This is a genomic window from Streptomyces lincolnensis (genome assembly GCF_021173675.1).
GTDB lineage: Bacteria > Actinomycetota > Actinomycetes > Streptomycetales > Streptomycetaceae > Streptomyces > Streptomyces lincolnensis_B.
Genome location: NZ_JAIHON010000006.1, coordinates 522,217 through 539,809 on the forward strand (window position 1 = coordinate 522,217; position 17,593 = coordinate 539,809).

The 17,593-nt window shown below is 73.8% G+C and carries 2 protein-coding genes (1 of these 2 cut by a window edge); both read left to right on the plus strand.

Translation table 11 applies throughout. The annotated features are described in order from the left end of the window. Positions 1-10,388: the 3' portion of a non-ribosomal peptide synthase/polyketide synthase gene (locus tag K4B79_RS48310; RefSeq protein WP_232028177.1), read on the plus strand. The gene continues 10,057 nt to the left of window position 1, outside the view; only the last 10,388 of its 20,445 coding nucleotides appear in the window; its start codon lies off the left edge, out of view; its stop codon occupies positions 10,386-10,388. Next, a complete protein-coding gene (locus tag K4B79_RS20125) occupies positions 10,388-17,572 on the plus strand; it encodes an amino acid adenylation domain-containing protein (protein ID WP_232028178.1) in 7,185 nt (2,394 codons plus the stop codon). Before K4B79_RS48310 ends, K4B79_RS20125 begins: the two co-directional genes overlap by 1 nt. Positions 17,573-17,593: the final 21 nt, after the last annotated feature.

Below are 17,593 nucleotides of genomic sequence, written 5' to 3' on the forward strand. Positions count from 1 at the left end.
CCGCCGAACTGCCCCTGCCGTACGACCGAAGCCGCCCCGCCGCCGCCTCGTACGAGGGCGACCGCGTCACCTTCGAACTGCCGCAGGACGTCTACGACGGTCTGACACGCCTCGCCCGCGAGGGCCGATCCAGCCTGTTCATGGTGCTTCAGGCGGGTCTGGCGGCGTTGTTGTCGCGGTTGGGTGCGGGGTCGGACATTCCGTTGGGTACGCCGATCGCTGGGCGTACGGATGAGGCGTTGGACGAGCTGGTCGGGTTCTTCGTGAACACGCTGGTGTTGCGTACGGATGTGTCGGGTGATCCGACGTTCGTGGAGTTGCTGGAGCGGGTGCGGGCCGCGGACCTGGCGGCGTACGCGCATCAGGATCTGCCGTTCGAGCGGCTGGTGGAGGCGGTCAACCCGGAGCGTTCGCTGTCCCGGCACCCCCTCTTCCAGACCATGCTCACCCTGAACAACACGGACCAGGGCGCGGCCGCCGCCCTCACCTCCCTGCCCGGACTGGAGGTCAGCAGCCGGCCGGTCGGCCTCGGGGCCGCCAAGTTCGACCTGTCCTTCCGCCTCGCGGAACGCCGTCCCACGGCGGAGACGGAGTCCGCCGCGCTGGCCGGTGCGCTGGACTACAGCACCGACCTGTTCGACCGCACCACCGCACAGAGCATCGCCGACCGCTACGTCCGACTCCTCACCGCCCTGGCCCAGGAACCGGGTCGCCGTGTGTCCGAGGTGGAGGTGCTCGGGGCTGGTGAGCGGGAGGCGCTTCTGGGTGGGTGGCAGGGGGCTTCGCGTGGGGTGCGTGGGGTGTCGTTGCCGGAGTTGTTCACCGAGCAGGCCGTGCGGTCGCCGGCCGCGGTGGCGGTGGTGTGCGGCCAGGAGTCGCTGACGTATGCGGAGTTGGAGGCGTGGTCGGGGCGGGTTGCGGGTTGGTTGCGGTCGCGTGGTGTGGGGCGTGGGTCGTTTGTCGCGGTGAAGTTGCCGCGGTCGGTGGAGCTGGTGGTGGCGCTGCTGGGGGTGGTGAAGGCCGGGGGCGCGTATGTGCCCGTCGATCCGGAGTATCCGGCGGAGCGGGTGGCGCACATTCTCGGCGATGCGCGGCCGGTGCTGGTCATCGATGACGTGGCGATGCTTGCGAACGACGGGCCGTTCGAAGAGGTGACGGTCGATCCCCGGGACCCGGTCTACGTCATTTACACATCGGGCTCGACGGGCCGTCCGAAGGGTGTGGTGGTCGAGCACGCCTCCGTCGGTGCGTATTTGGAGCGGGCGCGTGAGGTGTATGGGGATGCGTCGGGGACGGCGGTGTTGCACTCCTCGGTGGCCTTCGACCTGACCGTCACGGCCCTGTACACGCCGTTGGTGAGCGGTGGCCGGGTGGTGCTCAGCGAACTGGATGAGCATGCCGGTGCTGCGGGTCGGCCGTCGTTCATGAAGGTCACCCCCTCTCACCTGGGGCTGCTGGAGGCGCTGCCGGAGGAGGTGTCGCCGTCGGGGACGCTGATCACGGGTGGGGAAGCCCTGCTGGGCGAGGCGCTCGCGAACTGGCGGGCCGAGCACCCGGACGTGACCGTGATCAATGCCTATGGTCCGACGGAGGCGACGGTCAACTGCACCGACTTCCGGATCGCCCCCGGTGATGCGGTGGGTTCGGGTCCGGTGCCGATCGGGCGGCCGTTCTGGAACACCCGCGCCTATGTGCTGGACGAGCGGCTGCGGCCGGTCCCCCCAGGCGTCGCGGGCGAGCTGTACGTGGCCGGCATTGTCCTGGCGCGCGGCTATCACGGCCGTCCGGACCTGACGTCGGAGCGCTTCGTCGCCGACCCCTACGGCCCCTCCGGGGCGCGGATGTATCGCACCGGGGACGTGGCCCGCTGGACCGCCGAGGGCCAGCTGGTCTATGTCGGCCGGGTCGATGACCAGGTCAAGGTGCGTGGCTTCCGGATCGAACTGGGCGAGATCCAGGCCGTGTTGATGTCCCACCCCGGCGTCACGCAGGCCGCGGTGATCGTGCGCGAGGACCGCCCGGGTGACCAGCGCCTGACCGCGTACATCGTGGGCGGCGAAGCAGACGACCTGCACGACCTGCACACTCACGCGGCGGCCCACCTGCCCGCCTACATGGTGCCGTCCGCGTTCGTCCCCCTGGACGCCCTTCCCCTCACCCCGAACGGCAAGCTCGACCGCCGCGCCCTCCCCGCCCCCGCACACGACAGTGACGGGGGTGCCGAGGGCCGAGCCCCCCGCACCCCCCGGGAAGAAGCCCTGTGCACCCTGTTCGCCGAGGTCCTCGGCCTGGACAGCGTGACCATCGACGACGACTTCTTCGCCCTGGGCGGCCACTCCCTGCTCGCCACCAAACTCGTCAGCCGCATCCGCACCGTCCTGACCGTCGAACTCCCCATCCGCCAGCTCTTCGAGACCCCCACCATCGCGGCTCTCGCGACGGCGATGGGGGCAGGGACGGAGACGGGCCGCCGTACCGTGACGGCGGTGGATCCGCGTCCGGCGCGGGTTCCGTTGTCGTACGCGCAGCAGCGGCTGTGGTTCCTCAACCGGTTCGAGGGACCGAGCGCCACGTACAACATCCCGGTGGCCCTGCGGCTCACGGGCGCGCTGGACCGGGAAGCGCTGCGGAGGGCGCTCTCGGATCTGGTGGCACGGCACGAGAGTCTGCGGACGGTGTTCGCGGAGGATGCCGAGGGCGCGTACCAGGTGGTCCGGGACGCGGCCGAGGCCCGGCCGGAGCTGACCGTGGTCGAGGCCGGTCCGCGGGAGATCGAGGAGCGTCTGCGCGAGGCCGCCCGGCGCGGCTTCGACCTCTCCGCCGAGTCCGGCGAACTCCCGCTGCGGGCAACGCTGTTCGAGGTCGGCGAGGACGAGCACGTCCTGCTGCTGCTTCTCCACCACATCGTGAGTGACGCGTGGTCGCGGGCCCCGCTGGCCCGCGACCTGGCGACGGCGTACGCGGCCCGGGTCACCGGCGCGGCGCCGGAGTGGGCGCCGCTGCCGGTGCAGTACGCCGACTACAGCCTGTGGCAGCGTGACGTGCTCGGCGCCGAGGACGACCCGGACAGCGAGATCGCGCGCCAACTCTCCTACTGGACCGAGACGTTGGCCGGGCTCCCCGACCAGCTGGAGCTGCCGTACGACCGCCCGCGCCCCTCCATCGCCTCCTATCGCGGCGACCGCATCCCCTTCGAGGTGCCGTCGGAGCTCTACGAGCGGGTCGTCGCCCTGGCACGGGAGACGCGGACCAGCCCGTTCATGGTGCTCCAGGCGGGTCTTGCCGCACTGCTGACCCGGCTGGGCGCCGGCACGGACATCCCCATCGGCACGCCGATCGCGGGCCGTACCGACGGAGCGCTGGACGACCTGATCGGCGTCTTCATCAACACGCTGGTGCTGCGTACGGACACCTCGGGCCGGCCCTCGGCGCGCACGCTCATCGAGCGGGTACGGGACCGGAACCTGGCGGCGTACGCACACCAGGACCTGCCGTTCGAGCGGCTGGTGGAGGCGGTCAACCCGGAGCGTTCGCTCGCCCGGCACCCCCTCTTCCAGGTGCTCCTGGCCTTCAACAACACCGACTCGGCCACCGTGGACGACGCCGTGACCCGGCTTCCGGGCCTGACCGTCTCGCGCGCCACGGCCGACACCGGCGTGGGCAAGTTCGACCTCTCCTTCGCGTTCGCCGAGCAGGCGGCCGACGGCGCCGGACTTCAGGGCGTGCTCGAATACAGCACCGACCTTTTCGACCGGACCACCGTCGAGACCTTCGGCCTGCGCTACCTGCGCCTGCTCCAGGCCATGGTCGACGCCCCGGACGCGCCCGTCGACCAGGCGGACGTGCTGGACCCGACCGAGGCCCACACCCTCCTCACCGACTGGAACGACACGGTGTGTGAGGTGCCGGGGCGTTCGGTGGTGGAGTTGTTCGAGGAGCGGGTGGCTTCGGTGCCGGATGCGGAGGCCGTGGTCGCGGGTCAAGTGACCTTGACCTACCGGGAGTTGGATGCGCGGGCCGAGCGGTTGGCGGGTGTGCTGGCCGAGCGGGGTGCGGGTCCGGAGCGGTTCGTGGCGGTGGCTCTGCCGCGGTCGGTGGATCTGGTGGTGGCGTTGCTGGCGGTGTGGAAGGCGGGTGCCGCCTATCTGCCGCTGGACACCGAGTACCCGGCCGATCGGCTGGCGTACATGCTCCAGGACGCCGACCCGGTCCTCCTGCTCACCACGACCGAACTGACCTCCGTCCTGCCGAGCGAGCCGACCGTCCCGAGCGTCCTCCTCGACACCCCGGACCTTCAGGCACACCTGGCCCTGCGGACGGACTCCGACCACAGCCCCCGCGCCCGCCACCACGACCTGAACGGCTCCGCCTACGTGATCTATACGTCGGGGTCGACGGGGCGGCCGAAGGGTGTGGTGGTGCCGCAGGCGCCGTTGGTCAACTTCCTGGTCTCGATGCGCGACCGCTTCGAACTCGCGGCGGGCGAGCGGTTGTTGGCGGTCACGACGGTCGGCTTCGACATCGCCGGTCTGGAGCTGTTCGTGCCGTTGCTGTCGGGTGCGTCGGTGGTCGTGGCCGAGCGGGATGTGGTGCGCGATCCGGCTGCCCTGTGCGCCCTGGTGCGCGGCGCGGACGTATCCGTCATGCAGGCCACGCCGAGCCTGTGGCGGGCGGTGCTGGCGCAGGACGCGACCGCACTGGACGGGGTACGGGTGCTGGTCGGGGGTGAAGCCTTGCCGTCCGACCTGGCCGAGGCGCTGGTGCAGCAGGCCGCGTCGGTGACCAACCTGTACGGCCCGACCGAGACCACCATCTGGTCCACCCTGTGGGCGGTCACGGGCGAGCGGGCGGGTCGCCCGCGGATCGGCCGCCCGATCGCGAACACGCGGGTGTACGTCCTGGACGGCACACTGCGGCCGGTCCCGGCCGGGGTGCCGGGCGAGCTCTACATCGCGGGCGACGGGGTGGTGCGCGGCTATCACGGGCGCCCCTCCCTGACCTCGGAGCGGTTTGTCGCCGACCCGTACGGTCCGGCAGGCGCGCGCATGTACCGCACCGGTGACCTGGCCCGCTGGACGCCCGACGGCGAGCTGGAGTACCTCTCCCGGGTCGACGACCAGGTCAAGCTGCGCGGCTTCCGGATCGAACTGGGCGAGATCGAGGCCGTACTCGCCGGACATGAGCAGGTCACCCAGGCAGCCGTCCTGGTACGCGAAGACCGCCCCGGCGACAAACGCCTCGTCGCCTATCTCGTCCCGAGCGCCGGGCACCGGCAGCCGACCGTGTCCGCGCTGCGCGAGCACACGTCAGCCGCGTTGCCGGACTACATGGTGCCGTCGGCGTTCGTGACCCTGGACGCCTTCCCGCTCACCCCGAACGGGAAGCTGGACCGCCGGGCCCTGCCCGCTCCCGACTATGGGCCGGGGGCAGGCGGCGGCCGGGCTCCTCGCAGCCCTCGGGAAGAAGTCCTGTGCACGCTGTTCGCCGAGGTCCTCGGCCTGGACAGTGTGACGATCGACGACGACTTCTTCGCGCTGGGCGGGCACTCCCTGCTCGCCACCAAGCTGGTCAGCCGTGTCCGTACCGTGCTGGGTGCGGAGCTGGCCGTCCGGCAGCTCTTCGAGGCGTCCACGGTCGCGCGGCTCGCCGCCGCCCTCGACACGTCGGCCGCCGTGCGCGGCCGGGTGGTGCCCGCGGTGCGGCCGGCTCGTGTGCCGCTCTCGCACGCGCAGCAGCGGTTGTGGTTCCTGCAGCACCTGGAGGGGCCGAGCGACGCGTACAACGTGCCGATCTCGCTGGACCTGACGGGACCGCTCGACAAGGAGGCCCTTCACCGGGCCCTGAACGACGTGGCCGTCCGGCACGAGAGCCTGCGCACGGTCGTCGCCGAGGACGGTGCGGGCACCGCCCACCAGGTGGTGCTGAGCCCGGACCAGGCCCGGGTGCCGCTGACCGTGGAGAGCCTCGCGTCGGACGAGGAGTTCGACGGGCGGATGCGGCGGGCCGCCGGGTATGTCTTCGACCTCGGTTCCGAAGTCCCCCTGAGGGCCTCGCTGTTCGAGGTCGAGGGGGACACCGACCGCAGGGCCCTGCTGCTGCTCACCCATCACATCGCCAGTGACGCCTGGTCGCGGGGCATCCTGATCCGCGACCTGACGGCGGCGTACGCGGCCCGGGTCGCGGGTGCGGCGCCGGAGTGGTCGCCGTTGCCGGTGCAGTACGCGGACTACAGCCTGTGGCAGCGTGCGGTGCTCGGCGCCGAGGACGACCCGGCGAGCGAGGCCGGGCGCCAACTGGCGTACTGGAAGCAGGCGTTGGACGGCCTTCCGGAGGAGCTGTCGCTGCCGTTCGACCGGCCTAGGCCGGCGGTGGCCTCGTACCGGGGCGACCGGGTCGACTTCGACCTGCCGCAGGAGGTGTACGAGCGGCTCGTGCGGGTCGGCCGCGACCACGGGGCCAGCCTCTTCATGGTGCTCCAGGCCGGGTTGGCGGCGCTGCTGACGCGGCTGGGCGCGGGGACGGACATCCCGTTGGGCACGCCGATCGCGGGGCGTACGGACGACGCGCTGGACGAGCTGGTCGGGTTCTTCGTGAACACGCTGGTGCTGCGCACGGACACCTCGGGCGACCCGACGTACGGCGAGGTCATCGACCGGGTCCGGGCCGAGAGCCTGGCGGCATACGCGCATCAGGACCTGCCGTTCGAGCGGCTGGTGGAGGCGGTCAACCCGGAGCGTTCGCTGTCCCGGCACCCCCTCTTCCAGACCATGCTGAGCTTCGACAACGCGGGCCGGGCCGAGAACCGCGCCGAGTTGGACGGGCTCACGGTCGGCGGGCGGCCCCTGGGGGCTCCGGCGGCGAAGTTCGACCTCTCCTTCGAACTCGCCGAGCGTCCCGCCGGGCCCTCGCGCGCGGCCGGTCTGAGCTGTGCGCTCGACTACAGCACCGACCTGTTCGACCGCGCCACCGCGCGGAGCATCGCCGACCGCTACGTCCGCGTCCTGACCGCCCTCGCCGAGGATCCGCGGCGGCGCGTGGGCGAGACGGAGATCCTCGACGCGGACGAGCGGCGGCGGATGCTGGTCGACTGGAACGACACCGCGGTCGACCACCGGGACCGCACGCCGGTGCACGTCCTGGTCCAGGAGCGGGCCGCCGCCGACCCGGACGCCCTCGCCGTCGTCGCGGGCGAGGAGCGGCTCACCTACGGCGAACTGAACGCGCGGGCCAACCGGCTGGCGCACCGGCTGCTGCGGCACGGCGTGGGCCGGGAGAGCCGGGTCGCCATCCTCCAGGAGCGCTCCGCCGGCCTGGTGGTCTCCACGCTGGCCGTGCTCAAGGCGGGCGGCGCGTACGTGCCGATCGACCCGCAGCAGCCCGCGTCCCGCTCCGAGTTCATCCTGCGGGACACCGGTGCCGTGGCCCTGCTCACCGACCGTGAGCCGGAAGCGGTGCCCTTCGCCGTGGACGCCCCGGTGCTGCGGGTGAGCCCGGACATGGACCTGTCCGGCGAGGCGGACGGCGACCCGGACAGCGACCCCGAGGTGCCGACGGACGCCGGGCAGCTGGTGTACGTGATGTACACCTCGGGCTCCACCGGCACCCCCAAGGGCGTCGCCAACACCCACCACAACGTGGTCCATCTGGCGGCGGACCGCTACTGGCGCGAGGGCCGGCACGAGCGGGTGCTGATGCACTCGCCGTACGCCTTCGACGCCTCCACGTTCGAGATCTGGACGCCGCTGCTGACCGGCGGCACCGTCGTGGCCGCGCCGGCCGGGCGGCTGGACGCGGCCGACCTGGCCGCCGTCATCTCCGAGCACCGGGTCACCGGGCTGTTCGTGAGCGCCGGTCTGTTCCGGGTGCTCGCCGAGGAGCGGCCCGAGTGCTTCCGCGGGGTGCGCGAGATCTGGGCCGGCGGTGACGTGGTCTCGCCGACCGCCGTCCGCCGGGTCCTCCGTGCCTGCCCCGGCACGGTCGTGGCCAACGAGTACGGGCCGACGGAGACCACGGTGTTCTCCACCGTGAACCCGCTGCGGGACCCGGAGGAGGTGCCCGACGCGGTCGTACCGATCGGCCGGCCCCTGTGGAACACCCGGGTGTACGCCCTCGACGAGCGGCTGCGGCCGGTGCCCGTGGGCGTGCCCGGCGAGCTGTACATCGCGGGCGCCGGTGTGGCCCGCGGCTATCTGGGCCGGGCGGAGCTGACCGCGCAGCGCTTCGTGGCCGACCCGTTCGCGGGCGCCGGCGAGCGCATGTACCGGACCGGTGACGTCGTACGGTGGCTGTCCGACGGCCGTCTGGAGTTCCTCGGCCGGGTCGACGACCAGGTCAAGCTGCGGGGCTTCCGGATCGAGCCGGGCGAGGTGGAGGCGGTCCTCGCGGGCCGGCCCGAGGTGAGCCAGGCCGCGGTGGTGCTGCGGGAGGACCGGCCGGGCGACAAGCGGCTCGTGGCCTACGTCGTCGCGGCCGCCGGCGGTACCGCCGACCCGGACGCGCTGCGCGCCCATGTGGCGGCCACCCTGCCCGAGTACATGGTCCCGTCGGCCGTCGTGCCCCTGGACGCGCTGCCGCTCACCCTGAACGGCAAGCTGGACCGGCGGGCCCTGCCCGCCCCCGACCACGGCTCCGACGTCGGCCGCCGCGGACCGCGCACCGAGCGGGAGAAGGTGCTGTGCGGGCTGTTCGCGGACGTCCTCGGCCTGGCCGAGGTCGGCGTCGACGACGGCTTCTTCGACCTGGGCGGCGACAGCATCATGTCGATCCAGCTGGTCAGCAGGGCGCGCCGGGCCGGTCTGGAGCTGTCGGTGCGCGACGTGTTCGAGCAGCGGACCGTGGCCGCGCTGGCCGAGGTCGTCACCGAGGCCGGCGGGGAGGCGGTGGAGGAGCCGGGTGCGGGCATCGGCGACATGCCGCTGACCCCGATCATGCGCTGGTTCCTCGAACGCGGCGGCCCCGCCGACCAGTTCAACCAGTCCCGGCTGGTCCAGGTGCCCGCCGCCCTGCGCCACGAGGACCTCACGGCCGCGCTGCGGGCCGTCCTGGACCATCACGACGCGCTGCGCGCCCGGCTCACGGCCGCTCCGGACCAGCGGCTGGAGATCCGCGCGCCGGGCGCCGTCGACGCGGGCGCGATCCTGCGCCGCGTGGACGCGGCCGGGCTCGACGAGCGGGCCAGGCAGGACCTGGTACGGGCCGAGACGGCCGCCGCCCGCGAGCGCCTGGACCTCGCCGCGGGACGGCTCGTGCAGGCGGTGTGGTTCGACCGGGGCGAGAGGGAACCCGGCCTGCTCCTGCTGATCGTCCACCACCTGGTGGTCGACGGGGTGTCCTGGCGGATCCTCGTCCCGGACCTCGCCGAGGCCCACCGGGCCGTGGCCGCGGGCCGGCCGGCCGAACTCCAGCCGGTGGGCACCTCGTTGCGGCGCTGGGCGCGGCGGCTGACCGAGGTGGCGGCCGAGCCCGCGCGCGCAGCGGAGGCCGACTGGTGGCGTTCGGTGCTGCGGCCCGGCGACCCGCTGCTCGGGCGGCGGCCGCTGGACACGTCCCGCGACAGCTACGCCTCGGCCCGCCACCTCACCCTGACCCTGCCCGCGGCGGTGACCGAACGGGTGCTGACCCGGGTGCCGTCCGCGTTCCGGGCCGAGGTCAACGACGTCCTGCTGGCGGCGTTCGCCCTCGCCTGGGCCCGCCGCGGCGGCGCCCGCGGTGCCGGGGTGCTGCTGGACCTGGAGGGGCACGGACGGGAGGAGGAACTCGTCGGCCGGGCGGACCTGTCCCGGACGGTCGGCTGGTTCACCAGCCTGCATCCCGTACGGCTGGACGCCTCCGGCGTCGACGTGTCCGACGCGTTCGCGGGCGGCCCGGCCGCCGGTGCCGTCGTCAAGCAGATCAAGGAGCAGTTGCGGGAGGTGCCCGACAAGGGCATCGGCTACGGCCTCGTCCGGCATCTGAACCCGCGGACCGCGGAGATGTTCGACGGACTGCCCACCCCGCAGGTCGCCTTCAACTACCTGGGCCGGTTCACCACCGCCGGGGTGGAGAACGCCGGCAGCGCGGCCGTCCCCGACTGGACGGTGCTGGCCACCGCGGCCGGGGTCGGCGGCACCGACCCCAGGGTGGCGCTCGCCCACCCGCTGGAGCTCAACGCCCGTACCAACGACGGCCCGCGCGGCCCCGAGCTGGCGGCCACCTGGTCCTGGGCCGACGGGATCCTCGACGAGAGCGAGGTGCGGGAGCTGGCCGAGCTGTGGTTCCGGGCGCTGGAGGCGCTCGCGGAGCACGCGGAGGACCCCGAAGCGGGCGGGCTGACCGTCTCGGACGTGTCGCTGAGCCTGCTGGACCAGAGCGAGATCGACCTGCTGGAAGACGAGTGGAGGAACTCCTGATGGTGAAGCAGTCCGGACTTCAGGACATCCTGCCCCTGGCACCGCTCCAGGAAGGCCTGCTCTTCCACAGCGTGTACGACGAGCAGGCGCCCGACGTCTACCTGGTGCAGCAGGCCATCGACCTGGAGGGCGACCTGGACACGGCCGCGCTGGGCGCCGCCTGCCGGACCCTGCTGCGGCGCCACGCCAACCTGCGCGCGGCCTTCCGCTACCAGGGCCTCAAGCGGCCCGTCCAGCTGATCCCGCACCAGGTCGAGCTGGACTGGCAGGAGACGGACCTCTCGCACCTGCCCGAGCCGGAGCGCACCGCCACCGCGGACCGGCTGCTGGAGGAGGACCGGCTGCGCCGCTTCGACCTGGGCCGGCCCCCGCTGATGCGGTTCACCCTGATGCGGCTGGGCGCCCGCCGGTACCGGTTCGTGCTGACCAACCACCACATCCTGCTCGACGGCTGGTCGCGTCCGATGCTGGTGCGCGAACTCCTCGCGCTGTACCGGACGAAGGGCGACGACAGCGCGCTGCCCCGGGTGCGGCCCTTCAGGGACTACCTCCAGTGGCTCGCCGCGCAGGACCGGGACACCGCCGTCGCCGCCTGGCGGGAGGCGCTCGCCGGACTCGACGGCCCGACCCTGGTCGCCCCGAAGGACGCCGAGCGGACCCCGGTCGTGCCCGGCCGGCTGGAGACCGCGCTGGACGCCGCCGACCACGCGGCGCTCGTCGCGCTGGCCCGCGAGCGGTCCCTCACCCTCAACTCCCTGGTGCAGGGCGCCTGGGCGGTGGTGCTGGGCGGACTCACCGGACGCGACGACGTGGTGTTCGGTACGACGGTCTCCGGCCGGCCGCCGGAGATCGCCGGGATCGAGACCATGGTGGGACTGTTCATCAACACCCTGCCCGTGCGGATGCGGCTGCGGCCCGACGAGGCGTTCGTGGACGCGGTGCGCCGCGTCCAGGACGAGCAGACCCGGCTCCAGGCCCACCAGCAGCTCGGGCTCGCCGAGGTCCAGCGTCTCGCGGGGGCCGGCGAACTCTTCGACACCACCATGGTGTTCGAGAACTACCCGGTCGACATCGGCGCCGAGCGGGACGAGCCGGGCGGCTTCCGCGGGGTGACCGTCACCGGCACCCGCAACCGGGACGCCACGCACTACCCGCTGGCCCTGGTCGCCGTCGGCCGGGACGGCCTGCGGCTGCGCCTGGACCACCAGCCCGACCTGATCCCGCCGGACCTGGCCGGTGCCGTCCTGGACCGGCTGGTGCGCGTCCTGCGGTCCGTGGCCGCCGACCCCGGACGCCTGGTCGGCCGGCTCGGGCTGCTCACCGACGAGGAGCGGGACACCGTCCTGGCCCTGGGCCGCGGCACGGACACCGCACCCGTCGAGGAGAGCCTGCCCGGGGCGTTCCGCGCCCAGGTGGCGCGCACCCCGCACGCCCCGGCCGTCCGCTGCGGCACGACCGTCCTTCAGTACGCCGAACTCGACGCCCGCTCCGACGCGCTGGCCCGGCGGCTCGTCGCGCTCGGGGTGGCGGCCGAGACCCCGGTGGGACTGCTCATGGACCGCTCCGAGCACCTCGTCGTGTCGGTCCTCGCCGTCCTCAAGGCGGGCGGTGCCTATGTGCCGCTGCGGCAGGGCGACCCGCTGGACCGGCTGCGCCGGGTCGCCGGCCTGGCGGGCGTCTCGGTCGTCCTCGCCGACGCCGAACACGCGGGGCGTGGCGCCGAGGCGGGCCTGACCGTCGTACGGGCCGACGACGGCGGCGCGCACCCGGACGCGCCGGTGCCGCCCGGCGCGGACCTGCCCGCCGGGCCTGTGCCCGCCGACCGGCTCGCCTACGTCATGCACACTTCCGGATCGACCGGGACGCCCAAGGGGGTCGCCGTCACCCACCGGGACGTGGTCGCGCTGGCCCGGGACCGGTCCTTCGCCGGGGGCGCCCACACCCGGGTGCTGGTCCACTCGCCGCACGCCTTCGACGCCTCCACCTACGAGCTGTGGGTGCCGCTGCTGTCCGGCGGCACCGCCGTCGTCGCCCCGCCGGGGGACCTGGACGCGGACACCCTCGGCAAGCTGCTCGGCGAGTTCGAGGTGACCGCGCTCTGGCTCACCTCCGGGCTCTTCCAGCTCCTCGCGGACGAGGCACCCCACCACCTCGCGGGCGTACGGGAGGTGTGGACGGGCGGCGACGTCGTGCCGGCCGCCGCGGTCCGCCGCGTTCGGGAGGCCTGCCCCGGGACGGTCGTCGTCGACGGGTACGGCCCCACCGAGACGACCACCTTCGCGGTCCGTCACCGGATCCCCGCGACCGCGCCGGTTCCGGAGACGGTCCCCATCGGCACGCCCCTGGACGGCACCCGCCTGCTCGTCCTCGACTCCGCGCTGCGGCCGGTGGCCCGAGGGGTCGCGGGCGAGCTGTACATCGCGGGAGCGGGACTGGCCCGCGGCTACTGGCGGCGTCCGGGGTTGACCGCCGAACGGTTCGTCGCCGACCCCCACGGCCCGGCCGGCGCCCGTATGTACCGCACCGGCGACCTCGTCCGCTGGACCCCGGACGGCACCCTCGCCTACCTGGGGCGGGCCGACGAGCAGGTCAAGATCCGCGGCTTCCGCATCGAACTCGGCGAGATCGAGTCGGTGCTGGGCCGCCACCCGCAGGTCGCCCAGGCCGTCGTCACCCAGGCGGAGCCGCGCCCCGGCGACAAACGGCTGGTGGCCCACTTCGTCGCGGAGGACGGCGCCGCCCCGACACCGGCCGCGCTGCGCGCCCACCTCGCCGCCGAACTGCCCGACTACATGGTCCCGTCGGCCTTCGTCGCCCTCGACGCGCTGCCGCTCACCGGCAACGGCAAGGTCGACCGCCGGGCCCTGCCCGTGCCCGACACCGCGCCCGCCGCCGACGCGGGCCGGGCCCCGCGCACCCCGCGGGAGGACATCCTGTGCGGGCTGTTCGCCGAACTCCTCGGCGTCGAACGGGTCGGCATCGACGACGACTTCTTCGCACTCGGCGGCCACTCGCTGCTCGCCACCCGGCTGGTGGGCCGGATCCGTTCGGTCCTCGGCGCCGAACTGACCGTACGGCGGCTCTTCGAGGCGCCCACCGTGGCGGCGCTCTCCCGCGCCCTGGACACCGCGGACACGGCCCGTCCCGCGCTGCGGCCCGCCGAGCCGCGCCCCGAGCGGATCCCCGCCTCCCACGCCCAGCGCAGACTGTGGTTCCTGCACCGCTTCGAGGGGCCGAGCCCGACGTACAACATCCCCTTCGCGCTGCGGCTGACCGGCGATCTGGACCGGTCGGCGCTGCGGGAGGCGCTCGCCGATCTCGCCGGCCGCCACGAGACGCTGCGCACGGTCTTCGCCGAGGACGCGGAGGGCCCCCGGCAGGTCGTGCGGGACGCCCGCGAGGCGCGGCCCGAGCTGACCGTCGTGGCGGCGGTGGAGCCCGGGCGGCTGGAGCGCCGGATCGCGGACGCGGCGGCGTACTCCTTCGACCTGGAGAACGAACTCCCCCTGCGCGCCTGGCTGTTCGAGACGGGGGAACGGGACCGGGTGCTGCTCCTGCTGGTCCACCACATCGCGGGCGACGGCTGGTCGGTGCCCCTGCTCGCCCGTGACCTCACCACCGCGTACACGGCACGCCTGGACGGCCGCGCCCCCGACTGGCCCGACCTGCCCGTCCAGTACCCCGACTACACCCTGTGGCAGCGGGACGCGCTGGGGTCCGAGGACGACCCGGACAGCCCGGCGGCCCGGCAGCTCGGCTACTGGAAACAGGCCTTGGCCGGGCTGCCGGAAGAGCTTCCGCTGCCCGCCGACCGGCCGCGTCCGGCCGCCGCCGGAGGGCGCGGCGGGCGCGTGCTGTACGAGGTGCCGAAGCCGCTGCACGAGCGGATCACCGCCGTCGCCCGCGCCTGCCAGGCCAGCCCCTTCATGGTGGTCCAGGCCGCCGTCGCAGCCCTGCTCACCCGGCTCGGCGCCGGCGAGGACATCCCGCTGGGCACCCCCGTGGCCGGACGCACGGACGAGGCCCTGGACGACCTCGTCGGATTCTTCGTCAACACCCTGGTGCTGCGCACCGACACCTCCGGCAACCCCGCCTTCCGTGAGCTGGTCGCCCGGGTCCGCGAGACGGACCTGGCGGCCTACGCCCACCAGGACGTGCCTTTCGAGCGGCTCGTGGAGGTGCTCAACCCCAGGCGCTCGCCCGCCCGCCACCCGGTCTTCCAGACCATGCTCACCTTCAACAACACCGACCGGCGGCCCGCCGACGGACTCCGGCTGCCCGGACTGACCGCCCAGGCCCTGCCCGCCGACACCGGCACCGCCAAGTTCGACCTGCTGTTCTCCTTCGCGGAGCGGCACGACGCCGACGGGCGGCCCGCGGGCCTGGGCGCGGGGCTGGAGTTCGCCGCCGACCTGTTCGACCAGGACACCGCCGAGGCGCTCGTCGCCCGGCTGCTGCTCCTGCTGGAGGCGGTCACCGCCGCACCGGAGCGCGCCATCGGGGACGTCCCCCTCATGGACGACCAGGAGCGCGCCCGCGTCCTGGCCGCCGCCCACGGCCCCACGCGGGAGACGGACGCCGCCCGGCTGCCCGACCGGTTCGCCGCGGCGGTCGCCCGCGCCCCGCACGCCGTGGCCGTGGAGACACCCGAGGCCACCCTGACCTACGCCGAGGCGGACGCCCGCGCCAACCGGCTGGCCCGGCTGCTCGCCGAGCGGGGCGTGGGCCCGGAGAGCCTGGTCGCGGTGGCCATGCACCGGTCGGCCGACCTGGTCACCGCGTGCCTGGCGGCCTTGAAGGCCGGCGCCGGCTATCTGCCCGTCGACCCCGAGTACCCGGCCGAGCGCATCGCGTACATGCTGGACGACGCCCGCCCGGCCGTCGTCCTGACCACCCGGGACCTCGTCGGCGCCCTGCCCCGGCCGCCCGCCGGGCCGCCGGTCGTGGTGGACGACCCCGCCGTCGCCGCACGGCTCGCGTCCCTCCCGGCGACCGACCCGACCGACGCGGAACGGACCGCGCCCCTCGACCCGGCGCACCCCGCGTACGTGATCTACACCTCCGGTTCCACCGGCCGCCCCAAGGGCATCACGATGCCGGTCCGGGCGCTGGCCAACCTCCTCGACTGGCACGAGCGCACGCTGCCCGGCGGTCCGGGCACCCGGGTCGCGCAGTTCACCGCGGTGAGCTTCGACGTCTCCGTGCAGGAGATCCTGTCCGCGCTGCTGGCGGGCAAGACGCTGGTGGTCTGCCCCGAGGAGATCAGGCGCGACCCGCACCGGCTGGCCCGCTGGCTGGGGGAGCGGCGGATCCAGGAGCTGTACGCGCCCAACCTCGTCATCGACGCGGTCTGCGAGGCGGCCACCGCCGCCCGGCTCGACCTGCCCGACCTCACCGACCTGGTGCAGGCCGGCGAGGCGCTGACCCCGCACGGCGCCATGCGCGCCTTCTGCGCCGCCCGCCCCGGCCTCAGGCTGCACAACCACTACGGTCCCGCCGAGACCCATGTGGTGACGGCCCATCGGCTGCCCGCGGACACCGCCGCGTGGGGGCCCTCGGCCCCGCCGATCGGCCGACCCGTCGACAACACCGCGGTACGGCTGCTGGACGCGTGGCTGAACCCGGTGCCCACCGGCGTCCCGGGCGAGCTGTACATCGCCGGGGACGCGCTCGCCCGCGGTTACCTCGGCCGCGCCGACCGCACCGCGGAACGGTTCGTCGCCGACCCGCACGGGCCGCGCGGCGCCCGTATGTACCGCACCGGCGACCTCGCCCGCCGGACCACCGACGGGCTGCTGGTCTACCTGGGGCGCGCCGACGCGCAGGTCAAGATCCGCGGCTTCCGCGTGGAGCCGGGCGAGATCGAGGCCGCCCTGACCGCCCACCCGGACGTGGCCCGGGCCGCGGTCGTCGTCCGCGAGGACCGCCCGGGGGACCGGCGTCTGGTCGGGTACGTCGTGGCCGCGCACCCGGAGGGCCCCGGGCCGGCCGGGCTGCGCGAGCACCTCGCCGGACGGCTGCCCGGCCACATGGTCCCGGCCGCGTTCGTCACCCTCGACCGGCTCCCGCTGACCCCCAACGGGAAGCTGGACAGGTCCGCGCTGCCCGCGCCCGAGTACGCCGCGGGACGCGAGGCCAGGCCGCCGAGGACGCCCGCGGAGCACACCGTGTGCGCGCTGTTCGCCGAGGTGCTCGGCGTCGAACGGGCGGGCGCGGACGACGACTTCTTCGAACTCGGCGGGCACTCCTTCCTGGCCGCCCGCCTGGTGGCCCGCCTGCGCGAGGAGTTCGACCAGGACCTCCCGGTCCGCACGGTCTTCGACGCCCCCACGCCGGAGGGCCTTGCCGCGGTCCTGACCGGCACCGCCGGCACCGCCGCCGGCCGTTCCTCGGACGGCCTGCTCCCGCTGCGGGCGCGCGGCACGGAAGCCCCCCTGTTCTGTCTGCACCCGGGCGGCGGGTTCAGCTGGTGCTACGCCGGACTCGTCCGCCATCTCGGCCCCGAGGTGCCGGTCTACGGCGTCCAGGCCCGCGGTCTGGACGGCGGCGGCCCGCTGCCGTCGTCCATGGCGGAGATGACCGAGGACTATCTCGCGCGGATCCGCTCCGTGCAGCCGTCCGGCCCCTACCGGCTGGCCGGCTGGTCCTTCGGCGGTCTCGCCGCGCACGCCCTGGCCACCCGGCTGCGCGCCGCGGGGGAGGAGGTCTCCCTGCTCGCCCTGCTCGACGCCTATCCGCCGGGACAGAACGCGGACACCTCGGAACCGGTCGAGCACGAGGTGGTCGCGCACAATCTCCAGGCCATGGGCTTCGAGTTCGACATGGCCGAGCTCATAGCAGACCAGGAAGGGGTGCTGCGACGCTTTCGGGAGTTCCTGCAGTCCGGGGACCAGGCGCTGGCGCAGCTGGAGGCCCGGGACATGCTCGCGCTCAAGGACGTCTACGTGAACAACGTCCGGCTCATGCGCCGGTTCAGGCCCGAATTCTTCGACGGGGACGTCGTTTTCGTCTCCGCGGAACGGAAATCGGAGGCCGACCGGAAGGACCGGCTGAATGTCAACTTGTGGCAACCCTTCACGGGTGGATCACTCGATGTGTGCGCCATAGACTCGACGCACGGAAATCTGATGACGGATGCCCGTCACCTGGCCCGGATCGGCCAATTCCTCGCGGACCGTCTGTGAAACGACATCCCCGTCGGCAGT